This window comes from Exiguobacterium sp. s36 (assembly GCF_018618345.1).
Taxonomy (GTDB): domain Bacteria; phylum Bacillota; class Bacilli; order Exiguobacteriales; family Exiguobacteriaceae; genus Exiguobacterium; species Exiguobacterium chiriqhucha.
Window position 1 is genome coordinate 22,209 of record NZ_JACSLW010000007.1, and the last position, 22,343, is coordinate 44,551.

The 22,343-nt window shown below is 51.1% G+C and carries 26 protein-coding genes; 7 read left to right on the top strand and 19 right to left on the bottom strand.

Features of this window, described 5'->3' with window-relative positions:
* Positions 1-36 precede the first annotated feature (36 nt).
* The 5 genes from KNP95_RS13080 to glmS all read right to left on the bottom strand — a co-directional run bounded on the left by KNP95_RS13080 (position 37) and on the right by glmS (position 6,485).
* Positions 37-1,458, bottom strand: a complete 1,422-nt coding sequence (locus KNP95_RS13080) for a PTS mannitol transporter subunit IIBC (protein WP_214716155.1) — start codon at positions 1,456-1,458, stop codon at positions 37-39.
* A 166-nt stretch (positions 1,459-1,624) separates the two neighbouring features.
* On the bottom strand, positions 1,625-3,652 hold the full coding sequence (locus KNP95_RS13085) for a BglG family transcription antiterminator (RefSeq protein ID WP_158406021.1): 2,028 nt from the start codon (positions 3,650-3,652) through the stop codon (positions 1,625-1,627).
* Positions 3,642-3,911, bottom strand: coding sequence for a PTS sugar transporter subunit IIB (locus KNP95_RS13090; protein ID WP_021065180.1), 270 nt, complete (start codon positions 3,909-3,911; stop codon positions 3,642-3,644). Before KNP95_RS13090 ends, KNP95_RS13085 begins: the two co-directional genes overlap by 11 nt.
* 141 nt (positions 3,912-4,052) lie before the next feature.
* A complete protein-coding gene (locus tag KNP95_RS13095) occupies positions 4,053-4,544 on the bottom strand; it encodes a DUF2798 domain-containing protein (protein WP_214837647.1) in 492 nt (163 codons plus the stop codon).
* A gap of 144 nt (positions 4,545-4,688) precedes the next feature.
* Complete coding sequence (gene glmS, locus KNP95_RS13100; protein WP_214837650.1) at positions 4,689-6,485, bottom strand: glutamine--fructose-6-phosphate transaminase (isomerizing); 1,797 nt, start codon at positions 6,483-6,485, stop codon at positions 4,689-4,691.
* A 414-nt stretch (positions 6,486-6,899) separates the two neighbouring features.
* On the opposite strand from glmS, the gene KNP95_RS13105 reads away from it, so the two are divergent.
* Positions 6,900-7,235, top strand: a complete 336-nt coding sequence (locus KNP95_RS13105; protein WP_021065292.1) for a hypothetical protein — start codon at positions 6,900-6,902, stop codon at positions 7,233-7,235.
* A gap of 33 nt (positions 7,236-7,268) precedes the next feature.
* Here KNP95_RS13105 and KNP95_RS13110 read toward each other — a convergent pair whose 3' ends face one another.
* From KNP95_RS13110 to KNP95_RS13140, 7 genes are read right to left on the bottom strand one after another with little or no spacing between them, the layout of a single operon-like run.
* Entirely contained in the window at positions 7,269-8,027 is a 759-nt protein-coding gene (locus KNP95_RS13110) for an endonuclease/exonuclease/phosphatase family protein (protein ID WP_214837653.1), read from the bottom strand.
* The gene (locus tag KNP95_RS13115) at positions 8,024-8,569 is read right to left on the bottom strand and encodes a P-loop nucleotide/nucleoside kinase family protein (protein WP_251138562.1); all 546 of its coding nucleotides are present in this window, start codon (positions 8,567-8,569) and stop codon (positions 8,024-8,026) included. The genes KNP95_RS13110 and KNP95_RS13115 overlap by 4 nt, the downstream gene beginning before the upstream one ends.
* A gap of 32 nt (positions 8,570-8,601) precedes the next feature.
* On the bottom strand, positions 8,602-9,072 hold the full coding sequence (locus KNP95_RS13120) for a hypothetical protein (RefSeq protein ID WP_214837658.1): 471 nt from the start codon (positions 9,070-9,072) through the stop codon (positions 8,602-8,604).
* Positions 9,065-9,574, bottom strand: a complete 510-nt coding sequence (locus KNP95_RS13125; RefSeq protein ID WP_214803468.1) for a hypothetical protein — start codon at positions 9,572-9,574, stop codon at positions 9,065-9,067. Before KNP95_RS13125 ends, KNP95_RS13120 begins: the two co-directional genes overlap by 8 nt.
* The gene (locus KNP95_RS13130; protein WP_214837661.1) at positions 9,575-10,018 is read right to left on the bottom strand and encodes a hypothetical protein; all 444 of its coding nucleotides are present in this window, start codon (positions 10,016-10,018) and stop codon (positions 9,575-9,577) included.
* Between the two features lie 4 nt (positions 10,019-10,022).
* A complete protein-coding gene (locus KNP95_RS13135; RefSeq protein ID WP_214830677.1) occupies positions 10,023-10,451 on the bottom strand; it encodes a hypothetical protein in 429 nt (142 codons plus the stop codon).
* Entirely contained in the window at positions 10,448-10,891 is a 444-nt protein-coding gene (locus KNP95_RS13140; RefSeq protein WP_214837664.1) for a hypothetical protein, read from the bottom strand. Before KNP95_RS13140 ends, KNP95_RS13135 begins: the two co-directional genes overlap by 4 nt.
* A 198-nt stretch (positions 10,892-11,089) precedes the next feature.
* Here KNP95_RS13140 and KNP95_RS13145 point away from each other — a divergent pair, with 198 nt between their 5' ends.
* The 6 genes from KNP95_RS13145 (at position 11,090) to KNP95_RS13170 (ending at position 15,592) form a co-directional block, all read left to right on the top strand.
* Positions 11,090-11,800 carry a GntR family transcriptional regulator gene (locus tag KNP95_RS13145; RefSeq protein ID WP_021065300.1) on the top strand — a complete coding sequence of 237 codons (711 nt, stop codon included), beginning with the start codon at positions 11,090-11,092 and terminating at the stop codon, positions 11,798-11,800.
* 150 nt (positions 11,801-11,950) lie between these two features.
* Positions 11,951-12,298 carry a PTS lactose/cellobiose transporter subunit IIA gene (locus KNP95_RS13150; protein WP_214837667.1) on the top strand — a complete coding sequence of 116 codons (348 nt, stop codon included), beginning with the start codon at positions 11,951-11,953 and terminating at the stop codon, positions 12,296-12,298.
* A complete protein-coding gene (locus KNP95_RS13155) occupies positions 12,295-12,603 on the top strand; it encodes a PTS sugar transporter subunit IIB (protein WP_021065302.1) in 309 nt (102 codons plus the stop codon). The genes KNP95_RS13150 and KNP95_RS13155 overlap by 4 nt, the downstream gene beginning before the upstream one ends.
* 15 nt (positions 12,604-12,618) lie before the next feature.
* Positions 12,619-14,025, top strand: coding sequence for a GH1 family beta-glucosidase (locus KNP95_RS13160; RefSeq protein WP_058765650.1), 1,407 nt, complete (start codon positions 12,619-12,621; stop codon positions 14,023-14,025).
* A gap of 11 nt (positions 14,026-14,036) precedes the next feature.
* Positions 14,037-15,365, top strand: coding sequence for a PTS sugar transporter subunit IIC (locus KNP95_RS13165; RefSeq protein ID WP_214754629.1), 1,329 nt, complete (start codon positions 14,037-14,039; stop codon positions 15,363-15,365).
* Positions 15,366-15,442: 77 nt separating this feature from the next.
* Positions 15,443-15,592, top strand: a complete 150-nt coding sequence (locus tag KNP95_RS13170; protein ID WP_158570788.1) for a hypothetical protein — start codon at positions 15,443-15,445, stop codon at positions 15,590-15,592.
* Between the two features lie 38 nt (positions 15,593-15,630).
* Here the strand turns inward: KNP95_RS13170 and KNP95_RS13175 are convergent, their stop codons facing one another.
* From KNP95_RS13175 to KNP95_RS13205, 7 genes are all read right to left on the bottom strand, one after another.
* Positions 15,631-16,080 carry a WapI family immunity protein gene (locus tag KNP95_RS13175; RefSeq protein ID WP_214837670.1) on the bottom strand — a complete coding sequence of 150 codons (450 nt, stop codon included), beginning with the start codon at positions 16,078-16,080 and terminating at the stop codon, positions 15,631-15,633.
* Positions 16,081-16,082: 2 nt separating this feature from the next.
* The gene (locus tag KNP95_RS13180) at positions 16,083-16,325 is read right to left on the bottom strand and encodes a hypothetical protein (RefSeq protein ID WP_144060641.1); all 243 of its coding nucleotides are present in this window, start codon (positions 16,323-16,325) and stop codon (positions 16,083-16,085) included.
* 101 nt (positions 16,326-16,426) lie between these two features.
* A complete protein-coding gene (locus KNP95_RS13185; RefSeq protein WP_214837672.1) occupies positions 16,427-17,779 on the bottom strand; it encodes a GH1 family beta-glucosidase in 1,353 nt (450 codons plus the stop codon).
* Positions 17,780-17,803: 24 nt separating this feature from the next.
* Positions 17,804-18,730: a carbohydrate ABC transporter permease gene (locus tag KNP95_RS13190; protein ID WP_021065309.1), complete on the bottom strand. Its 927-nt coding sequence runs from the start codon at positions 18,728-18,730 to the stop codon at positions 17,804-17,806.
* 3 nt (positions 18,731-18,733) lie between these two features.
* Positions 18,734-19,633, bottom strand: coding sequence for a carbohydrate ABC transporter permease (locus tag KNP95_RS13195; RefSeq protein WP_214837674.1), 900 nt, complete (start codon positions 19,631-19,633; stop codon positions 18,734-18,736).
* A 62-nt stretch (positions 19,634-19,695) separates the two neighbouring features.
* On the bottom strand, positions 19,696-21,006 hold the full coding sequence (locus KNP95_RS13200) for an ABC transporter substrate-binding protein (RefSeq protein WP_029596151.1): 1,311 nt from the start codon (positions 21,004-21,006) through the stop codon (positions 19,696-19,698).
* A 198-nt stretch (positions 21,007-21,204) separates the two neighbouring features.
* Entirely contained in the window at positions 21,205-22,218 is a 1,014-nt protein-coding gene (locus KNP95_RS13205) for a LacI family DNA-binding transcriptional regulator (protein ID WP_058765645.1), read from the bottom strand.
* Positions 22,219-22,343 lie beyond the last annotated feature (125 nt).

A 22,343-nucleotide genomic window follows, 5' to 3' on the forward strand; every position in this document is an offset into this window, starting at 1 on the left:
CTCCTATACCTTAACCCTTGTCTCTGTCTACTTGTGTTATGAGATTTTGCTGCGTTCTGCTTTAATTTCTTCGATCAATTGATCGTAATAGTCGGCGTTCAAGAAGTTCGTGACCGAACGGTGAATCGCATCCGGCACTTGTGCCTCGGCCCGGTCCGTCAAATCCTCATGGGTGATGATGAATTGGGCGTCTTTCGGCAATTGGCTAATCGATGTGTTCGTGACTCGAATCGGCAAGTTCGCCTTGTTCACTTTATTGCGAAGTACCGACGCGCCCATCGCACTCGAACCCATCCCGGCGTCACAAGCGAAGATGATGTGATCGACTTTATCGAGACGGTCGTGGACGAGAGCCGACGCATACGACTGCTTGCCTTTCATCGCGCTGACGTTCTGTGTCGCTTCTTCAAGTGACACTTCTTCTGCCGCGCTCGATTTCAAGATGACACTTGCCACGGCGAACGTGACCGCTGCCGACAAGAGAATCCCTGTGACGAGCCCGAGGTACGAACCGCGTGAAGCCATCGCGAGGATTGCGAAGATACTACCTGGTGACGCTGGTGCGACGAGACCGACATCGAACAAGACGAATGTGAAGACCCCAGTTGCCCCCCCTGCGATCATCGCAAGGATCAAGATTGGTTTCATCAAGACGTATGGGAAGTAAATCTCGTGAATCCCACCGAGGAAGTGAATGATTGCCGCCCCTGGTGCCGTACGTTTGGCCGCGCCTTTCGCGAACACCATGTAAGCGAGCAGTAAACCAAGACCTGGCCCCGGGTTTGCTTCAAGTAAGAACAAGACCGATTTCCCGGCGTCCGCCACTTGATCGACACCGAGCGGGCTCAAAATCCCGTGGTTGATGGCGTTGTTCAAGAACAAGATTTTCGCTGGCTCGATGAATAGACTTGCGATTGGTAACAGTTTCGCACCGACGATCCAGTCGACACCGGCTGCCATGACTTTATCAAGGCCGCTCATGATTGGACCGAACACTTCGAAGCCACCGATCATGAGAAGACCACCGATGATACCGACCGAGAAGTTGTTGACGAGCATTTCGAATCCAGCTTTGACTTTGCCTTCGATGAGGCGGTCAAATTGTTTAATGACATATCCACCGAGTGGACCCATGATCATCGCACCGAGGAACATCGGAATGTCCGTCCCGACGATGACCCCCATCGTGGCGAGTACCCCGACGACTCCGCCTCGTACATCATGAATCAACTTACCGCCGGTGAACCCGATTAAGAGCGGTAACAGATACGTGATCGTCGGACCGACGAGTTCTGCTAATTTTTCATTCGGCCACCAGCCCGTTGGAATGAAGAGGGCGGTGATGATCCCCCAGGCGATGAAGGCGCCGATGTTTGGCATGACCATCCCGCTCAGGAAACTCCCGAACCGTTGTACTTTGACTCGAACCCCGCCCGAGCCAGCTTGCGCATTCGCCATGTATAAAACCTCCAGTCGATTATTGTGAAAGGTAGATTGTTGTAGTGTAGCTAACCGGTTTGTGCTCTACACTCGTATTGTAGTCTCAGCGTAAGCGCTTTCTCAATTCAATCCAGTTCACACTTTGGCAACATTCTCTGCCAAATAAAAAAATGACCACGGCGGGTCATTTCTCGTGCAACGTGTCTTGAATCATTTTCTTCATACATTCATGAAGCAAGAGACGCAGTTCTTTCTTTGAACCGTTACTGTATAAGTTCATATGTTGTTCGCTCTCAATCAATGATCCACTGACGGCACTGAGGAACTGGAGTTCGACGTCCTCTGCCTCTTCCGGTGCGAGCAAGACGAGCAGACGGGATACCGGCTCGGTCGATTGGTCCATCATGAGGAGCGGGATCGATTGATTCAAGTCGAAAGCAAACACGCTTGCCCGTTCGATCGAGGCGTGACGTCCATGGAACAAGGCCAGTTTCGTGCCCGGAATCCCGAGCCCGGCCACTTCGTGACGCCGGAGCAGTTGGGCCGATAACTGGATACCGCTTTGGACGAGTCCACGTTCTTCTAGATGCGTCCCAATATCGAGCAAAATGTCTTCCAGTCGGTCGCTATTATCGAGCGTGACGAGATCGAACTGCCGGTCCATCCGTTCGAACGTCTCGACGAGAGCACCGAGTTCATTGAAGTCGAGCATCGTCGAGTGGCTCTTCTCTTTCGTCTGGAACGACTGTGGGAGCGATAACAGCAAGTGGCGGACGCGTTGCACTTCTTCGTTCGTCAACAGCGGGTTGACGATGAGCGTCGGCACCGATAACGGCGGCAACGGCACGGTCGACAAAATGACGTCATAGTCGTCGAGTCGATGCTGTTCGAGACCGAACAACGACGAGTTGACGACGTCCTGCATCTCTGGAAACTCTTGTTTGACCCGGTTGACGAGCATCTTCGAAGAGCCTAGACCCGCCGAACAGACGACAAGGGCTCGATATTCCCGACGCCGGACCGGTTTGACGAGCGCGGCGGCGAAATGCATCGCCCAAAACACCGTCTCTTCTTCCGTGAACGTGTTTGTCCCGAAGACGATATCGGCCGCTTGTTGAATGGCCGAACGTAAATGCGGATAGTCACGGTCGATGTGCGGACGAACCGTGTCCGTATCAGGGAGCGCTTGGGTGTTCATACTCGACAAGATATGGGCGAGCAGCCCTTTCTCGAGCGCGGCGTCGTCCGTGAAGGCGAATCCGTGGATCAGTGAAACGTGATGGATGAGTTTATGGACACGGATCTGCATGACCCAACGCTCTTCCTCATCTTCTTTCATCTGTTCCTTCAACGATCGGAGCCGATTCGCTTCCTCGGCGAACCAGACCCGCTCCGCCATCGAGAACGGCGTCCCGAGGGCCGTCTCCATATCAAACGCGACTTTCAAGTAATCGTCCGAGCGTCCTTTCGTATACATCTCGAGGAAGAACCCAGCGTCCAGACGGGCTTGTTGCACGCCATAGGCGAACGTCACCCGCATAATCGTCCGGTCGTCCATCCGCTCATACGGATGTTCCTTCAAATAGTCATAACCGTCACGAAGCGCCTCGAGCATGACGTCACACGGGACGGTCTTCAAAAAGGTCGGGATGTAATCATCCTCCCCGCGGACAAAGCGATAGAACGCGAGCGTGTCCCAATGAGCGAGCAGCGCATTGATCATCAGCTTCCGCTTCTCGGCTTCGAGGCCGAGCACCCGCGCGCCGACCCCTTTCTTCCGCTCGACTTCAAGGTGATACTCGTCGAACCAACGATCGAGTTTCTCAAGGTCTTGTGTGAGCGTGCTCGGTGACACGTGCATCTGTTTCGCGACCGCCTGCAGCTTAAGCGTATCTTTTTCAAACAGGAGCCTCCAGGCGAGCTCGAAGATGCGGTCCTCCGCCGTTGGAATCGCCTCGGCCGACAAAATCAAGTCTTCGCGCAACTGTTGCTTCGCATCGGAACGACCGATGAGACTGAGGCCGTGCCCGCGCTGCCAAGCGAGTTCCAATTCGAACTCGCGCAGGATTCCTTCGAGCAGTTGACGTTCCCGTTGAATCGTCCGCTCAGACAAATTGACCGCTTGCGCGATTTCCGCGAGCGGGGTCGAGGTCTCCGTTGCCAATAGATGTAGTAAAATCGAGCGCTCTCGGGCGCTCCACTCATGTTTCATATGCATTCACCCATTCCTCGACGAGTTGTCGATATTCCGTGAGCGATAACATGTGTCTGACCGAGCGAACGTGCGCGGTCGGATGATCGACCGTCTCAGTCCCGGCTTGATAGATAATCCAATCCACGTCTTCCGGGATGTCTCGATACGTGCCGTGTTGAATCACACACGATAATTTTCCCGAACACGCTTCAGCAAACAGCTTCGCCGCCATCGCGCTCGTCACGAACCCGCATGGACAGGCAATATATACGTTCATGTCAGACCTTCTTTCATCGCTTATCTTTATCTAACCATACGATGCAACCGCTTACTTCACCTACTATTTTGCTTGTTGGCAAAGATATCGGCAAGCAGTAAAAAGCACCTTTCCTCAATCGGAAAGATGCTGTGTCTAAAGTTAGGCGGCCTTCAGACGATTCCGTGCATAAATCGACTTCATAACGGCACGGGCAATCGGTTGGGCGAACAATAACTCAATCCAGAACGCGATACCAAAATTACGGAACCACGTCGGGAAGAAGTGTTGCAACGTATCAAAATTGATCTCCCCCATCCCGATCCACGGTCCGATGATCGTCATGAAAAATGAGATCAGCGAGACGTTCAACACGATGTTCAATAAGATTCGGGCGTTAAAGCCATCCATTTCTCCGGCAAATCGTTTGAATAGCATCCCGGCTGCCGGTTTGACGATGAAGCGAATCAAGATCATGAGCGCAATCCAGGCGAACGGGATGATTTTGAGCGTGTCGATATAATGGGCGACACTAAAGCCACGTTCCATCCCGACAATGATCGGCGCGATCGTGTTCACGGACAAAATCGAAATAATCAGCATGAACAGGACGCCTTCTTTAGGGTTTTGAGGTAATCGGTCTTCTTGGTACATAAGTAAGCCTCCATACAACATATGATTTCAGAGGGTAGACGTATCTTGCGACATATATTTTTGGTCTATGACCAATATCTCTACAAACTGATTGTCATAGTGTAGCAAGTTGGAGGCCTGCTTCGTAAGCATTATTTTTTTAAATTATTCAACCGTCACCGATTTCGCCAAGTTACGCGGCTTATCGACGTCACAGCCACGTGCGAGCGCGGCATAATACGCCATGAGTTGAACTGGTAACACCGTGATGAGCGGGGCGAGAATCGGTTCGACGTGCGGTAAGATGAACTCATCGTTCTCGTGCTCGACGCCTTGCATCGAAATGATACACGCGTTCGCACCACGGGCGACGACTTCTTTGACGTTGCCGCGAATGTTCAAGTTCGTCTTCGGTTGCGAGATGAGTGCGATGACCGGTGTGCCGTCTTCAATCAAGGCGATCGAACCGTGTTTGAGCTCACCACCTGGGTAGCCTTCCGCTTGGATATACGAAATCTCTTTTACTTTGAGCGCGCCTTCGAGACAGACCGACGCATCGAGGCCACGTCCGATGAAGAATGTGTTCGGCGTCGTCTTCAAGTAGCGGTCCGACAAATCTTCAAACAGTTCTTTTTGCGACATGATCGAGTCCATGATCGTCGCGACGCGCGCGAGTTCCGGCATCAACTCGAACGGCAAGTCTTTCCCGTTCGCGCGAGCGATGTCGTAGGCAAGAATCGCGAGCACGGCGATTTGGGCCGTGTATGCTTTCGTCGACGCGACCGCAATTTCCGGGCCGGCGTGGAGGAGCATCGTCTCGTTCGCTTCACGTGAGAGCGTCGACCCTGGCACGTTCGTCATCGTGAGCGCCTTGTAGCCGCGCTTCTTCACTTCGACGAGGACGGCCCGGCTGTCAGCCGTCTCTCCAGACTGTGACAAGAAGACGAAGAGCGGACGTGAACTTAAGAGCGGCATATTGTAGCCGAACTCTGACGAGACGTGGACCTCGGTCGGAATGCCGGCAATTCGCTCAAGGATGTCTTTTCCAACGAGCCCAGCGTTATAACTCGTGCCACAAGCGACGATATAGATGCGGTCCGCTTCCGAGACGAGCGAGCGCACGCCTTCCGTGAGCTCGATGTCACCGGCGTCGTTCTGGTAGTGCTGGATGATGTTGCGGATGACGGCCGGTTGCTCGTCCATCTCTTTCAACATGTAGTGCGCGTACGTGCCTTTCTCGATGTCTGACGCATCGATCTCGGCCGTGTACGGGGCACGTTCGAGGACCTCGCCGTCGAGTGTCTTGATCGTCGCCGATTCGCGCGTCAAGATGACGATCTCGCCGTCGTGGAGCTCGAGGTACTGGTCCGTCACTTGGAGCATCGCCATCGCGTCAGACGCCACGACGTTGAACGTGCCGTCGCCGAGTCCGACGAGGAGTGGTGACTTGTTCTTACCGATGTAGAGGCGCTCTTTGTCCTCTGAGTCGATCATCGCGATCGCGTACGAGCCGTGGAGCTCAGACAACGTCTTGCGGAACGCCGCCTCGACGTCGCCGAGTTCGACGAAGTTCTTCTCCATCAACTGGACGATGACTTCTGTGTCCGTCTCCGAGAGGAACGGGACGTCGAGCGTCGCCTTGATCTGCTCGTCGTTCTCGATGACACCGTTGTGGACGAGCGTGAAGCGGCCCGTCGTGCTCTGGTGCGGGTGGGCGTTCGGGACGCTCGGCACGCCGTGTGTCGCCCAACGTGTGTGGCCGATGCCGATGGCGCCTTCCGCTTCGACCGGTACGATGTCACGAAGTGCAGCGATGCGACCGACTTCTTTGAATACATGGACATCATCACCGACGAGCGCGATTCCGGCTGAGTCGTAGCCTCGATACTCGAGCTTCTCCAACCCTTTTAATAAAATCTCTTTCGTTCCGACTTGACCAATCATTCCTACAATTCCACACATAACAATTCTCCTCATCGATTCGATTTCTCGAAAAAGGAAACGGGCTTTTTAGAGTGCTGTCAACGTGTTCCTCGTTGTCCGTCCGGTCACCCGAACGTTTTAAAAGAACACTTGTAGTCGTGACAGGCGACTAGGAGGCATCCGCCGAAAACTCGATAACCCCCAACCTCGTCAACTCCGAAGAGTTCTGGCGCTTTTCCCTTCATAGCTGGCCGTTTCTCCAGATACCCTTTCATGCTAGCCGGTCTCGATTGAATCCGAAAGTGTTTATGTCACAACAAAATCCGATACTTTTTTACTGTTCATGTAAAAGTCACCACTTTCACTAAAAAGCTACTTTTTTGAACAGGCTTGTCCCGGCGAGCTCGTTCGGGCATGATGGAAGTATCTATTAGATGGAGTGGAGGAATGGCTATGAATATCGTCTTTCTCGTCATCGGTATCATCTTATCGACCGCATCCAAATGGCTGCAAATCGAAGGACAGAGTGAAGTTGGGGATTTTCTTGTGTTTCCGGCCGCCTTTTTCTTGGCGCTCGCGCTCTTGTTCAGCTTCCCGTTCTTTAAAGAATGGTGGGATGACCCGTCGCTTCGCCCGAAAGCGTATCGTTTTGCTGGACTTGCTGCCGGCGGCGTCTTGTCATTCCAGCTCTTCGCCTGGCTCCTATTCGGTCAAGGCGAGTGGATCGGAAGTATGTTCTTGATCCCGTTCCTCATTTGTCTCTACTTCGTCATCCGCACGTTCAAATGAAAAAGGGGGAAGCGACTAAGCGTTCCCCCTTTTTTAAGAGATGTCGAGATCTAGTAAGACTCCATAGTGATCACTCGGCAGCATGTCGGTGATTGAATCGGACGTCTTCCCAAACACGTCCACGCTCGAGATGAGCGGGACGTTTCCTTCGTCGTGACGCAATAACATCCAATCGTAGCGTGCTGGTTGTTTCTGCAAAGAATCCTGCTTCAAATACGGATTGTGTCCATAATCCAGCGTCGGCTCATCCCCACCACGATGACATGTGGCGACATCGATCCAACGATGTGCGGTCAAATCACGATAGATTTCCGACTGCGGATTGTCATTGAAGTCACCACATAGCAACTCGAAACGTTCTCCCCCACCGATCCACTCGCGAACCGCTCGCACTTGCGCTTCCCGAATGACCGGCGACCGCCAATTCAGATGGACGTTCGTCAATCCGAACGCGTGACCTCCTGCTTGAAACGTCACCCGCATCGCACAGTAGTTCGCTTCTTCTACCTCGTGTTGCCAAATCGCATCATTTGTCTCGAGCGGAATGTGACTTAAGACAGCGAGCCCTTCATCGGGTGAGTCCGGATAGGCGAGAAATACGCAAAACGGATAGCCCGTTTCGTGGGCGATCTGCTCGGCTACACTGATGCCTTGCTCCCCTTCCACATGCGTTTTGACTTCTTGAAGCGCCAGCACATCGGCGTCAATCATCTTCACTGTGGCACAGATGGACTCGATCCGCTTCGACCATAATGTCGGATTGTTCCAGAGGTTGAACGTCGCAATCCTCATGTACTGGCTCCACTCTGTTGCAAATCTGTCAGCACGAATTGTTCGCTTTCTTGAAGCTGTTGAATCATTTCGCTCAACTCACCGACCGTGTTGTCTAAATAGTAACGGTCCGGTGCACCCGAGCTTAGAAACTCGTTCCGCAATATGATGACCCGCTCGCCCATCTGCGCATCGCTCGGCCGGTGTTGATCACGTTGGACGTGAACGTCTTGCTCCGCCCATAAGATGACGTAGCGCACTTCGACACCTTGTTCAATCCAGTGAGCCGTGTAACGCTTCACGTCTTGCCAAAAGGCGACCCAGTCCACGACGACGTCATACCCTGCCTCAAGAAAATTATCAGTCAACGCGACGATATTCTTCCAAACCAAATCGTTTGCCCGCTCTGATTCCCAAGGCCTTTCACGACCAGAGACTGCCATATGACTGATGTCATCCCCCGACACGTATGCACTCTTCTCCATGCTTTGAGCGAGCCATCTCGCCGTCGTCGACTTTCCGACACCAGCCGGACCTGAAATGATCCATACTTTCCGATTCATCATTATCCTCCTTAACATATAAGAGGAAGCGCCTAAGCGCTCCCCCACTTTTGTTCTTCTCGCAATTCGGCTTCCGTGACGTAGTGCTCGTCGAGTCGAGCCATATGCCGCTCATAAAGACGATGCTCAAGAATGGCGAGCATGTAAGCTCCTAGCCCAATCAAAGCGAACGCTTGAAGTGAAATCCAATCCGTGAGCAATGCGTAAATCCACACTAGGAAGAATGGTAGCGTCACGAGTCCAAAGATGGAGTTAAGATGGATGAGCCGCTTTGCTGCATCCGACTTCAAAAATTGTTTTTTAATATTCTCACGTTGCCACATCTTGCGAAAATCGGGAAGACCCGCTGCGATGCTGAGAAATATGACTGTCATTGGTGAGAGCCAATTATACTGTAATGAGAAAAATAGAAGTGCGGCCAACACCGCTGACAAGAACACTTGTGTAGAATGCTTTCTCTGGTCGAACGCCGTCAATTCACGCATTTGGCTCCGTTTATCCATGACCTTGCTCCTTCTCGATGTCGCGCGCTTCCCGAATCAGTTTTAAATCCTCCCCCGTCAAATAATGGCCGTCATGCTTTTGGATGATGCGATCGAGCCACTTCCCGAAAAAGGCAGCTCCCCAGAAAAAGGCTTGCGACAACAAGAACGCCTGAAATGATTGCGGTTGTGGCGTCTCATAGAATACGACAATCCCGTAGTATCCGATTGCGCTAACCCCAATCAAATAAATCGTATACCGGAGCGTAAGCAATTTCCGTGCCTGTCCATTTTTCACGAACCGACGCCACATGAGAAATCGAGTCGTTTCGATGCTAATCATCAGGGCGAAAACCGACACTAAGAGCACAAGGATAAATGACTCGGGCATGTCCCAGTACGATGCGTAAATTAACATCCCAACGACCGCAGAAACGACCAGGATGCCGAAGCCCCAACTCGTCCACTTCTCAAACCGGAGAATCGTATCAATCTGTTGTTTTGATTGTGGTGACAGTTCCATTTAGCTCATCCTTTCCATCAATTCTTCATACGTCGGTGCATGAGGATCATGCTTTTTCAACTGACGTTCAATGAATCGTTTCCGATGATTTTCAGTTAAACCCCAAATCCCAAATAGAAGTCCAATCCCAAATCCAAGCGACTCCGTTGTGAGAAAGGTCGTCATAAACGTTCCCATCAACATCGCGCTAATCCAAGTGTCCGCATATTCGACCTTTAGCCACTGTAAGCTTTTTGAGTGCGTCGAGACATAGCGAAGGAGACGGTATTGTTTATGCCCCATGAAAATAAGGAACACGGCGATGGTCCACATTAAAGGAATCAATAACATCTTTTCGAATAGAAGCGCAACAATCATTAATAGAATGTAGATGCCCAGAACCGCGCCCCCAAAGCGTTGAATTCGTTTAATCGATTGGACTTCTTTTTGAATAGAATATTCCATCCGCTCACCCCCTAAGCTGTTCGTATGTAGGAAGCCACACATCCTCTTCTTTCATCCGCTTTTCGATTCGTATCGTCAACAACCCTGCTACTATAAGCATGAGCAGCCCACCTAGATACAGAACGTTCGACTCAAACAACTCACCACCATTTAAAGCGATAAAGAAGGCAATCGTATTGAAGCAGTCACTTCCGACCTGTCGGCGATAGAGATGCGACAATTTCGGATTCAATGTCCGCCGCATCCGGGACCGTCGAATATACATAACATTGACGGGAACGAGCGCTAGTCCGATATAGAGAATTCCCCAAAACAGATGATCCGTCCATGCTATAACTGGAAGGACGACAATCAAGAATACACCGACAATCCCAAAGATGAGTTGATGGAACGAACGAAACCACGCCCGTTCCTGCTCAATGCGTTCTCTCATCGCGCTTCCTCCAATTCAAGGGCGCGCAAGATTGGATCATGGGCTTGTAGCGCCCGGTTCAAGCGGCGCGACACGACTTCGGCAATGATTCCCCAGATGACGACCGCGAACGCCCAATAGATGTTATCTTGACTGAAAATCAATAGCCCGCCGACCATGATGATGAGTACGCTCGTATTCACGGTGTCGTATCCTAACTGCCAACGGAGCATTTTTTGTGCGGCGGACTCGAACAAAAACGACCGTCTCATCCGATATTTTGCGACGTCTGAAACGAGCAGGGCGACGCCGACAAGACCGAGCGGGACGGTGATCCACGTTGCCCGTCCAAAGAACATCAGAGCGAACGCCAGAATGACCACCCCCAATAAAGCGTAACCGATGCGTGTATGTCGTCGCTTCCATTCTCGTTCCCGTTCCATCCGAACTGATTGTGCCATGACCTTCTCCTCCTCACTCTTCTCTATTTTTATACGAAACCCTTTTGAATTCGTTTCGCAGATTTCAATGATTCTCTGTACAATCGTTCGACGTTTTTCAACAATTGCCGAAGGATTGTCCTCCACCCATATATAATTTCTGATATACTGATAGCGTATTCATACCTACAAATTTTCATGTGAAAGGTGCAGAGCCTGATGTCCCCAAAGTATAAACAAGTCGCCGAACAGATTGAGACGGATATTATGAATCACGTCTATCAACATACGAACAAGCTCCTCACCGAGGACGAATACGCCACCAAGTACGGCGTCAGCCGCAACACGGTCCGAAAAGCAATCGAGATTCTCGTCAACAAAGGCTACGTCTATCAAGTGCAAGGGAGCGGCGTCTTCGTCCGTGACCATTATATGAGCGATTACGTGAACCTCGAGAAGTTGCAAGGTCTCACGAGCGACTTCAGTGGACGAAAAGTCGAGACGCGCGTGCTTGATTTTGAATTGACGACAGCGAACGATGAAGTCGCTGAACGGATGAAGTGCAACGTCGGGACACCCGTCTATTACGTCAAACGTCTCCGTCTCGTCGATGACCATCCGTTTTCGGTCGAGGACTCGTATTTCCGAAAAGACCTCGTCGTCTATCTCGACCGGAACATCACGGAGAAGTCGATCTACAACTACTTCCGCAACGACCAAAAGCTCGCCATCGGCTTTGCCGACCGTGTCATTTACGCCGATTTTTTGAACGCAGCAGATGCTGAGCTACTTGGATTAAATGAAAATGACCCGGCCCTTCTCGTCGACAACACCGTCTATTTGACGAATGGTCAAATCTTCGACGTATCGCGCTCGACACATCATTTCCGCCATGTTAAGATGCTCAAAGTCTCTAACATCAAGTCCTAAACGCACTCGAGAGATTGTTCTCGTGTGCGTTTTTTTCGTTCGTATATTTTATAAAAGAAAGGGTTTACATGTAAGCGGTATCGTGATAATATCAATTTGTAGAATTTGTACCTATGAATTTTGGTTATCCATACAAAAAGGAGAGATACTATGGTTTCTGAAACAATCGAAATTACACCCGAAGATATTTTCGGTTTAATCGCTCTTTCAGGCGACGCTAAGGCGAGCTACCATCGCGCGATGCTATTGATGCAAGAAGGCAAAGCAGAGGAAGCGGCTGAAGCGGTCAAAGCTGGAGATGCGACATTGAAAGAAGCACACGCCATCCAGACGAAATTCGTCACACTCGAAGCACAAGGGAAAACGGCTACGGTCGGCGTCCTCATGGTGCACGCGCAAGACCACTTAATGAACACAATCCTCGTCAAAGAGATGCTCGGCTATATGATGAACATGCAAAACGAAATCAACCAATTGAAAGGAATGGATCAAAAATGATGAAAATCGGACTCTTCTGTGCAGCAGGTATGTCAACAAGTATGTTAGTAGAAAAAATGAAAGCGGTTGCCGCTGAACGAGGCCTTGAGGCTGAAATCGCTGCTTACCCAGAATCAGAAATGGAAACGTACGTGGACAACCTCGACGTCGCGCTTCTCGGACCACAAGTCAAATACTTGCTCGCGAAAGGCAAACAAATCTGTGAGCCTAAAGGCGTTCCAATCGACGTCATCAACACAGTCGACTACGGCATGATGAACGGAACGAAAGTATTAGACCACGCGTTAAAACTCGCAAATAAATAAACTGAGGTGACCACTTTGAAAATGCCAAACAATTTCTTGTTCGGCGCCGCATCGGCTTCTTACCAAGTCGAAGGTGCATGGAACGAGGACGGGAAAGGACTCTCAAACTGGGACGTCTTCTCGAAAATTCCTGGAAAAACATTTGAAGATACGAACGGCGACGTCGCAGTCGACCATTACCACCGTTATAAAGAAGACATCGCACTCATGGCGGAGATGGGACTCGAATCATACCGTTTCTCGATCTCATGGCCGCGTGTCTTCCCGAACGGCACAGGTGAAGTGAACGAAAAAGGACTCGAGTTTTACAACAACTTGATTGACGAGTGCTTGAAGCACAACATCGTCCCGTTCGTGACACTCTACCACTGGGACCTCCCGCAAGCGCTTGAAGAAAAAGGCGGCTGGAAAAATCCAGAGACGGTTGACGCATTCGTCCGTTTCGCCGATACTTGCTTCCAATCGTTCGGCGACCGTGTCCGTCACTGGATCACGTTCAACGAAGCGGTCATCTTCTGCTCGCTCGGCTACTTGACTGGGGCACACCCGCCCGGCATCGAAGGCGACGTCAAAGGTTACTTCCAAACAACACACCACGTCTTCGTCGCTCACGCTCGTGCCGTCGAGTTGTTCAAACAAAACGGATACGTTGGCGAAATCGGAATCACACACGTGTTCAACCCGGCTTTCAGCATCGATGACGCCGAAGAGAACAAGTTCGCTGAAATGCACGCGAACGCTTACTCGACGCATTGGTTCTATGATCCGATCTTGAAAGGTGAATACCCAGCGTACGTGGTGAAAGGACTCGAGGAGCAAGGGCTTCTCCCTGAAATGACAGACGAAGAGCTCGACCTCTTGAAGCGCACGGCTTCGATGAACGACTTCATCGGCCTCAACTACTACAGCCCGCAACGCGTCATGAAAAATGACTCGGCGCTCGTCATGGCCGGTGGCCGCGAGAACTCGACAGGCCGCCCGGGTAACCCATCATTCGATGGCGTCTACAAGACGGTCATGATGGATGACAAAGTCTACACGAAATGGGCTTGGGAAATCTCACCGGAAGCGTTCCTTGACGGCATGCACATGCTCAAAGATCGTTACGGCGATGTGAAAATCTACATCACAGAGAACGGTCTCGGTGATGTCGACCCGATCGTAGACGGAGAAATCGTCGACGACGCTCGCATCGAATACATCGAAGGTCATATCCGCGCCGTGAAACACGCTGTCGAACAGGGTGTCAACGTCGCAGGTTACTACGCTTGGTCGGCCATCGATCTTCTCAGCTGGCTCAACGGATATAAGAAGCAGTATGGCTTCATCTATGTTGACCACGCCAACGGGCTTGCTCGTAAGAAGAAAAAATCGTTCTACTGGTACAAAGACATTATCGCTACTCGCGCTGAAAACCTATAAGGAGGTTCCCCATGAGCCGCTTAGAAACCGTATTTGAAAAATTCACGCCAGGGTTCGTTCGTTTCGCGAACGCCAAGCCCGTCCTTGCTATTAAGGACGGGTTCATCCTGACGATGCCGATGACAATCATCGGATCATTGTTCTTGCTCATTCTTGCTCTCCCAATTCCAGGTTGGGCTGACTTCATGTCAGGATTGTTCGGAGCCGATTGGACGCTTCCACTCACGCAAGTCGTCGGTGCGACGTTCGATATTCTCGCTTTAATCGGTGTATTCGGAATCGCTTACTCGTATGTTAAAAACGAAAAAATCGAAGGTGTACCAGCTGGTATCCTCGGAATCATCTCGTTCTTGATCATCACGCAAGCGTCTGTCCTCTCTGAAGGTGGAGAAACAGTCGGCGGAGTCATCCCGAAAGTATGGACAGGTGGACAAGGTGTCCTCGCTGCCATCGTCGTCGGATTGGTCGTTGGATTCATTTATTCGCAGTTCATCAAACGCGGCATCAGCATCAAAATGCCTGACGGTGTTCCACCAGGCGTATCGAACTCATTCTCAGCACTCGTTCCTGGTCTTGCGATTATCACACTGGCGGTCGCGACATTCGCGATTTTCCAAGCGGTTGCAGATCGTACGTTCACAGAAGTCGTCTATGACGTGCTTCAAGCACCACTTCAAAACTTGACAGACACACTTGCTGGAGCCGTTATCATCATGGTGCTCATGTCAGTCATGTGGTGGTGTGGAATTCACGGTGCTGCCATCCTCATGGGGATTATGGGACCACTCCTTACAGCAAACGCGCTTCAAAACCAAGCACTCATCGATGCGGGTGAAACACTCGTTGCCGGTGAGAACGCGAAAATCGTTACCATCCAGTTCCTCGACGTCTTCACGAAGCTCGGTGGATCAGGAATCACAATCGGTTTCATCATCGCGACACTCATCGTCGCCCGTTCGGCTCACTTGAAGCAACTCGGTAAGCTCTCGCTTGCACCAAGTCTCTTCAACATCAACGAGCCGGTCATCTTCGGGATGCCGATCGTGTTCAACCCGATCATGTTCGTACCGTTCGTTATCGTTCCTGCCATCGCATCGTTCATGGTGTACTTCTCAATCCTTTGGGGCTGGGTCGACCCGTTCAACGCACTTCAAGTGCCATGGACAACACCACCGATCATCTCTGGTTTCTTAATCGGCGGATGGCGTGCAGCGCTCTTGCAAATCGTTACGATTGCGATGGCCGTAGCCGTCTACCTCCCGTTCGTCCGCATGCAAGACCGCGTCTCGTACGGCGAAGAGTTGAAAGCACAAGAAGACGCAGACAAAGCGTCAGCCTAAGCAAATAACGACAGCCCTTCTCAGCGATGAGAAGGGCTGTTATATTTAGGAAAATGAGTATGAGAGTTGGTACATAGATGAAACGAAATTATACGGTCACGTTCTGCTTATTGATGAGCGCCTCGTTCCTCGCCGGCATCGCTCTAGAGTCTGTCGTCCCGTTCGTACTAGGAGTCGTCTTTCTGTTCGCAGCTGGCGTTCAAGCTAGAAAAGAAATCATTCATTAACAAGCAGCCAGCCTATTCGTAGCGCTGGCTGCTTTCGATTACAGATCACGAATCGGGTACGCGTCGGCGATGGCATGTAACCCTTCCAAAAAACGCGTCACATTGCTCACAGACGTCTCAAACGTGAACGCAAGCTCCTCAGACTCTCCTTCAAGCGGATGTTCGAGATATCCCTTTACCATGACCTCATCCCCATCCCCGTCCCTTCTCGTCACCTTCAAGCTGACGAACGGTTCGGTCGGCTCAAACTCAACTTCGGATACGTCGCCCGCTACGAATGACTCGAACATTGGTATGTAGTGAGCCACGAGCAGACTGTCGAGCATGACGTCATCGAACGTGATGCGATGGTCCGGCGTATGGAGCCCGACCCAATTACGATGCCAGGCCGCATCATGGATGTTGTCGGCGTCCGGATAGGCATACGCATAGCTCTCGATCGTCATATCACATGACTCGTCACGCGACATCAATTTAGCGATGGGCATCGTTATCCGTCCTTCCTGAGCGAATAACCGTCAATCTCCTGCAAACGCATCCGTTTCTGATCCACCGCTGCGTGGACGATGACCGTCACTCCTGGGTTGAGCTCCATCATCTTTTTGATTTTCGTCAAGTCGTCTCCTTTAATCTCGACCGGCAGGATAAACTCACCTTCCTTCAAATGGATGAACTTGATTTTCCCTTTGTCGTCATACCCTGTCACTTCGTACGTCGCATACTCGCGTTTCATTTGAACGGCCCCTTTCATTTGTTGTCCTCTTCTATACGTTCCCTGACCGAATACGTTCCACACAAAAAATCCATCCCTGTAGCGGCAGGGATGGATCCATCTTACGCCTCGACGCTATCCGCGTGTTTGGCTTTATGATCGCCGATGACTCCAGCGTACCATTTCGCGCTGTCTTTCCAGACGCGCTCTTGCGTGTCGAAGTCGATGTAGAGAATGCCGAAGCGTTTCTCATAACCGAAGCTCCATTCGAAGTTGTCCATGAGCGACCAGAGATAATATCCGGCGATGTTCATGCCTTCGGCGTTCAAGTCGGATACGGCTGTGAGGTGCTTTTTAACGTAGTCGATGCGTTTCACGTCATGGACTTCGCCGTTCTCAAGCACGTCGTCGTAAGCCGCGCCGTTCTCTGTGATGATGATTGGAAGGTCTGTGTACTCGTTACGTAAGCGACGGATCAGGTCTTTGAATTCGTTCGGGGCGATATCCCAGCCCATGCCCGTCTTGTCGTAATCGGAGTACGCAGCCACCGTCATGAAGTCGTTCGCCGCGCTGAACTCAACGAGTCCGCGGCTGTAGAAGTTGATGCCGAAGAAGTCGCACTCTGTCGAAATCGTCTCCATGTCACCTGGTTTGATGAAATCGTACGTGTGAACATATTTCGCGAACAAGTTCATCATATCGACCGGATATTGACCTTTGAACACTGGATCGAGGAACCAGCGATTCGAGTAACCGTCCGAGTTGTTTTGTGCGAGTCGGTCATTCACCGAGTCCGTCTTCGCATAGACCGGTGACAAGTTGAGCGTGATGCCGATTGGCGTCGTCGACTTCAACTCTTGTTTCAACAGTTCGACCGCTTTCCCGTGCGAGAGCAACATATGGTGCACGGCGCGAACCGCTTCGTTCATGTCACGATGTCCCGGTGCGTGAACACCGAGATGGTAGCCGAGGAAGCCGGCACACCATGGCTCGTTGTGCGTGATCCACGAGTCGACGATGCCGTCGAGCTCATCGAAGCACACTTTGGCGTAGTCGAGGAACCAGTCGACCGAGTCGCGGTTCACCCAGCCACCTTCTTCATGTGCCCACATCGGGAGATCCCAGTGGTAGAGCGTGACGGCCGGCTTGATGCCTTCCTTACGGAGACGTGTCGCAAGTGTCTTGTAGAACGCCATCCCAGCCGGATTGAACTCCCCCTTTGCAGGGAAAATACGCGGCCAAGCGATTGAGAAGCGGTACGTGTCGACACCGAGCTGTTTGATGTGCTGGATGTCTTCTTCGAAGCGGTGGTAGTGGTCGCACGCGACATCACCATTATGCTTCTCGAACACACGTCCGTCGATGTCACAGAACATGTCCCAAATCGACGGGGTGCGCCCGTCTTCGTTATGCGCGCCTTCAATCTGATACGACGAAGTCGCGGTCCCGAAGACGAAGTCTTTGTTAAACTGCATAGTCAATTCCTCTTTTCTCTCTAGTTATTCTTTGACCGCACCAGCCGAGATACTGCTGACGATGTATTTCGACAAGAACAAGAAGGCGATCATGATCGGTACGACCGAGATGGCGATACCGAGGTAAAGGGCACCGAGATTCTCGGCGACTTGTGAACCTTTCAAGAAGCCCATGAGTACCGGCAATGTGTATTTCTCTGGTGAGAACAAGAGCACGAGCGGCATCAAGTAGTTGTTCCATGAGCCGATGAACGTGAAGATCGACATCGTCGCAACGGCCGGCATCATCATCGGGAGCGCAATCGTATGGAAGATGCGCAGTTCGCTCGCTCCATCGATGCGCGCCGCTTCAATCATACTGACGTGCAGCGTCGCTTGCGTGTACTGACGGATGAAGAAGACAACGAACGGACTGGCGATTGACGGGATGATCAACGGGATGAACGAATCGAGAATTCCGAGCGTTTTCGAAATCTCGTAGAACCCGATAAGTCCGAGTTGCCCTGGGACCATCATCATGACAAGCATGAAGATGAACATCACGTTTTTCCCTTTGAAGTTGTAGAAGGCGAATCCAAATGCAGTCATCGCTGAGAAATAACCAGAGAGCAACGTCACGAGCACCGCGACGATCAAACTGTTTTTGAAGCCGGTCCAAATGTTGATATAGTCGCTCAAAATCGCATAGTTGTCGACGAGTGCCGATCCGGGGATGAGCGAGAAACCAGACATGATTTCACCGTTCGTCCGCGTCGCGTTGACGAGCATCATCAAGAACGGGATGAAGCAGACAATCGTCAAGATAATCAAGCCCGTGTAAATCAAGCCACGGCTGAACCATTTCTTTTTCGGTTTCTTACTTGGCGGTAGCACGCGAAGCGGTTTCTCCTCGCGCGGCGGCTGGACTTCGCTGTCGGCGAGCATACGCCGTGATTCTGCATTTTGTTCCATTGCTTATGCTCCCTTCTGCGCAGCGCGTTCTTTACGGAACATCCCTTTGAAGACGATCGCCGAGAAGACGAGTGTAATCAAGAACAAGCCGTAAGCGACCGCTGCCGCATAGCCATAGTTGTTATACTTGAATGCTTGGTTGTACAAGTAGAGAACCATCGTGTTCAGTGAGCCATCTGGTGCGCCGATTCCATCCGTCAATAAGAGCGGAAGATCGAACAGTTGAAGACCACCGATGAGCGATGTGATCATGATGTACAAAAGAATCGGTTTGAGTAATGGGACCGTGACGTTCGTGAACATCTGCCAACGGTTCGCGCCATCGATATGGGCGGCTTCGAAGAAATCTTGTGAAATCCCCGATACACCGGCCATGACGATGATGAACGAGTGACCGAACCACATCCATGTCAAAATGAGTGAGACGGACAGTTGTGCCGTCACCGGTTGCGATAACCAATTGATCGGGTCAGAGATGATACCGAGTTTCAAGAGCATCATGTTGAGTGATCCATGCTGCCAGTCGAGCAAGATTCCGAACAAGAGCGCGACCGAACTGATTGTGATCAAGTTAGGAAGATAGAAGAATGAACGGAAGAACGCGAGGCCCTTCAATTTCAAACGTAAATCAGAGAACAAGAGCGCGAGAGCCAGTGCGAGACCGATTTGCAAGACAAAGTTTATTCCCCAAATCTTGATCGTATTGACGAACGCCTCGATGAAGTATGTGTCTGTCAACAGGCGCGTGTAGTTCGCAAAGCCGACGACCTCTTCTCCTTGGCTGCCGGTATAGTTGGTGAAACTGTAGTACAGGGTCAAGAAGACCGGGTAGATACTGAATGTCAAAAAGACGACCCAAAATGGGGCAATAAACGCATAGCCGTAACGGTCTAGTTTTTTCACGTCGTGTTACTCCTTCCATAGCAACCCTTAAGGGGGGAAATCCCCCCACGGGTTAGCTTGCTTCAGTCAACTGTAATGTCTGGGTAAGCGTTCTTCGCTTGTTTTTTGAACTCTTCGATTGCTTCTTCTTTCGACTTCTTACCTTCTACGTACTGAAGGACTGAAGCGCCGTAGAGCGTGTCGAGCTGTTGGTCGTATTTCGTGACGATTCCTGGTGTGATTTCATCCGCTTGGTCGAGGAAGAAGTCATAGTTGTTCTGTCCGCCGAGGAACTCATCGCTGAAGTCGTCTTTGATTTTGTCGGTAACTGGTTTGTAAGCGAGGACGTCGCCTGTCTCTTCAGCCCAGCCAGTCAAGAACTCTTCGTCTTGTGTCATGAGCTTAACGAAATCATAAGCAGCTTCTTTGTTTTTCGATCCTTCATAAACGCCGAGCCATGTGCCGCCCCAGAAGTACGGGCTTGGACCGTTCGTGACTGCCCAGTCACCGGCTGTGTCTTTCGCGCTGTCTTTCAAGACGCTGTGAAGACCCCATGTTGGGAGGACGTAAGAGAAGACTTGTGTCTCTGTCTCTTTGCCGCCTTCTTTAACTTTGATCGGCTTCGACATGCCTTCGAACCAAGATGGTGACCATTCTGGAGCGAGCGCCGTGTATTGTTTCTCACGAAGTTCTTTCGCGTAGTCCATGTAGTTGATTTTGTCTTCTGTCAACACGAGTTCGTTCTTGTCGTTTACCCATGCTTCTGGGTTCGCGCCTTGTGAGAACCAACGGATCGCGCCTTCGTCTGGGAACATTTTGTAGCCTTTTTGCTTCATCTTCTCAGCAACTTCGAAAACGCCGTCCATCGAGCTCATCATGTTGCCGATTTCAGTCGGATCGTCCGTACCGAGGACTTCTTTCGCTAAGCTACGTTTGTAGTAGACGCCACCTGGTGTCGTTTGCCATGAGAGAGCGCGCACGTTGCCATCTTTGTCTTTCCCGAGGTCGAAGACGTAAGGAATATAGTCGTCTGAGATTTCATTGACGTTGTAAGGCTCGTCTGAAAGGTTTTCCCAGTAGCCTGCGTCAACCCATTGCTTGAGGAACGCGATTTCGCCTGTGAAGACGTCCGGTGCCCCAACGCCGCTTTCAAGTGCCGGCTTAAGTTTTGTCGGATAGTCCGCGATTGGAACGATTGTCAATTCGACCTTGACGCCGTTCTTCTCTTCGTATGTTTTGATTGGTTCTTTGAGCTCATCCGTGAACGACCAAACTTTAAGTACGTCGTCTTTGCCGTTTGACGATTCTGAAGACCCTTCGTCATTTGAGCATGCGCCCAAGACACCGACTGATAGTGCTCCGATAGAGAGTAAGCTAACTAATTTTTTACGCATGTGTGAACCATCCTTTATAAGTGTTTTTGAGAAAGCGTTTACAAGAAGAGGTAAATAATTGTCGAAAGCGCTTTCGAAAGAGTCGAAATAAAATATCGAAAGCGGTTTCGATTTGGGGTGAATGATTTTCGAAATCGCTCTCTTCTCTCCATTCCGCTGAAGCGAACAGAGCGACTTCGAAACATCATTGTGACTTGTTTACTTTTTGACTGGCGCGCACGATGCCCGTTCAATCAATGTGACCGGGATGACGCGACGTTCAGTCCGTCGTTCTTTGGCTGTCATCTGCTCGATGAGCAGCTCGGCCGCCGCCTCTCCAATTTCGTCCGTGTCTTGCCGGATTGTCGTCAGTTTCGGCGTGATGTACTTGATCATCTCGATGTCATCGTAGCCGATAATCGAGATGTCTTCCGGGACCCGGAGACCGTGTTCATGGACGGCTTCGATTGCCCCGATTGCCATTTGATCGCCTGCCACAAAGACAGCCGTCGGCGGTGACGCCAATTGTAACAACTTCTCCATCGCCTGCTTGCCTTCTTCGACCGAGAAGAACCCGGCGTTGACCAAGTATCCTGGCTGAATCGGCAAGTCGAGCGTTTGCATGGCGAGCTCGTACCCTTTCACCCGGGCCGCCCCAGCGTCAATCGACGAATCTCCGGCGATGTGAGCGATGTGGCGATGGCCTAACTCATACAAGTAGTTCACAGCCATGCGGGCACCTTCCGTATTGTCCGAGTAGACGACGCTACAGTTGGCGCTGTCCATGTCGACCACGACGATCGGGATGTCGCTTTGCATGAGTTCTTGTACTTGTTCGTCCATCCGGTCCGAGCAAATGACGACGATGCCGTCGACCGCTCGATGTTTGAAGTGCTCGAGGTAACTCATGTCACGATTGCGAAGGTTACGCGAGGCGAAAATCAAATCATAGCCGTGCTCCTCGGTCGCGTGACGGAAACTTTCGATGATGCCGTTAAAGAACGGATGTTTCATTCCGACTTCATTCGCTTCTGAGAACATGACCCCGATCGCCCACGACTTCTTCGTCGATAACGACTGCGCGTGCGCGTTCGGCAGATAGTCCATCTCAGCCGCGGCTTGTAATATTTTGGCTCTCGTCTTTTCGCTGACGTCCTTGTAGTTGTTCAACGCTTTGGAGACGGTCGTAATCGAAAAGCCGGTTATTTTTGCTAAATCATAAATCGTACCCATGTCATTCTCCTCTTCCCGAAAGCGCTTTCGGTAATTTGATTGTAGCGCATGAATTTGTAGGAATCAATTCTTTTTCGTGGAATATTTTGAGATTTATTTTCGTACCGTGTTTCTTCTATATTACA

Bases quoted from the DNA above. Each gene is read 5' to 3' on its own strand.
- KNP95_RS13170 (WP_158570788.1), top strand. From the start codon at position 15,443: ATGAAACGAAATTATACGGTCACGTTCTGCTTATTGATGAGCGCCTCG.
- KNP95_RS13205 (WP_058765645.1), bottom strand. From the start codon at position 22,218: ATGGGTACGATTTATGATTTAGCAAAAATAACCGGCTTTTCGATTACG.
- KNP95_RS13135 (WP_214830677.1), bottom strand. From the start codon at position 10,451: ATGAGAGAACGCATTGAGCAGGAACGGGCGTGGTTTCGTTCGTTCCAT.
- KNP95_RS13105 (WP_021065292.1), top strand. From the start codon at position 6,900: ATGAATATCGTCTTTCTCGTCATCGGTATCATCTTATCGACCGCATCC.
- KNP95_RS13080 (WP_214716155.1), bottom strand. From the start codon at position 1,458: ATGGCGAATGCGCAAGCTGGCTCGGGCGGGGTTCGAGTCAAAGTACAA.
- KNP95_RS13165 (WP_214754629.1), top strand. From the start codon at position 14,037: ATGAGCCGCTTAGAAACCGTATTTGAAAAATTCACGCCAGGGTTCGTT.
- KNP95_RS13190 (WP_021065309.1), bottom strand. From the start codon at position 18,730: ATGGAACAAAATGCAGAATCACGGCGTATGCTCGCCGACAGCGAAGTC.
- KNP95_RS13095 (WP_214837647.1), bottom strand. From the start codon at position 4,544: ATGTACCAAGAAGACCGATTACCTCAAAACCCTAAAGAAGGCGTCCTG.
- KNP95_RS13145 (WP_021065300.1), top strand. From the start codon at position 11,090: ATGTCCCCAAAGTATAAACAAGTCGCCGAACAGATTGAGACGGATATT.
- KNP95_RS13115 (WP_251138562.1), bottom strand. From the start codon at position 8,569: ATGAATCGGAAAGTATGGATCATTTCAGGTCCGGCTGGTGTCGGAAAG.
- KNP95_RS13130 (WP_214837661.1), bottom strand. From the start codon at position 10,018: ATGGAATATTCTATTCAAAAAGAAGTCCAATCGATTAAACGAATTCAA.
- KNP95_RS13085 (WP_158406021.1), bottom strand. From the start codon at position 3,652: ATGAAACATGAGTGGAGCGCCCGAGAGCGCTCGATTTTACTACATCTA.
- KNP95_RS13155 (WP_021065302.1), top strand. From the start codon at position 12,295: ATGATGAAAATCGGACTCTTCTGTGCAGCAGGTATGTCAACAAGTATG.
- KNP95_RS13180 (WP_144060641.1), bottom strand. From the start codon at position 16,325: ATGAAACGCGAGTATGCGACGTACGAAGTGACAGGGTATGACGACAAA.
- KNP95_RS13125 (WP_214803468.1), bottom strand. From the start codon at position 9,574: ATGGAACTGTCACCACAATCAAAACAACAGATTGATACGATTCTCCGG.
- KNP95_RS13120 (WP_214837658.1), bottom strand. From the start codon at position 9,072: ATGGATAAACGGAGCCAAATGCGTGAATTGACGGCGTTCGACCAGAGA.
- glmS (WP_214837650.1), bottom strand. From the start codon at position 6,485: ATGTGTGGAATTGTAGGAATGATTGGTCAAGTCGGAACGAAAGAGATT.
- KNP95_RS13090 (WP_021065180.1), bottom strand. From the start codon at position 3,911: ATGAACGTATATATTGCCTGTCCATGCGGGTTCGTGACGAGCGCGATG.
- KNP95_RS13185 (WP_214837672.1), bottom strand. From the start codon at position 17,779: ATGCAGTTTAACAAAGACTTCGTCTTCGGGACCGCGACTTCGTCGTAT.
- KNP95_RS13140 (WP_214837664.1), bottom strand. From the start codon at position 10,891: ATGGCACAATCAGTTCGGATGGAACGGGAACGAGAATGGAAGCGACGA.
- KNP95_RS13175 (WP_214837670.1), bottom strand. From the start codon at position 16,080: ATGCCCATCGCTAAATTGATGTCGCGTGACGAGTCATGTGATATGACG.
- KNP95_RS13200 (WP_029596151.1), bottom strand. From the start codon at position 21,006: ATGCGTAAAAAATTAGTTAGCTTACTCTCTATCGGAGCACTATCAGTC.
- KNP95_RS13110 (WP_214837653.1), bottom strand. From the start codon at position 8,027: ATGAGGATTGCGACGTTCAACCTCTGGAACAATCCGACATTATGGTCG.
- KNP95_RS13150 (WP_214837667.1), top strand. From the start codon at position 11,951: ATGGTTTCTGAAACAATCGAAATTACACCCGAAGATATTTTCGGTTTA.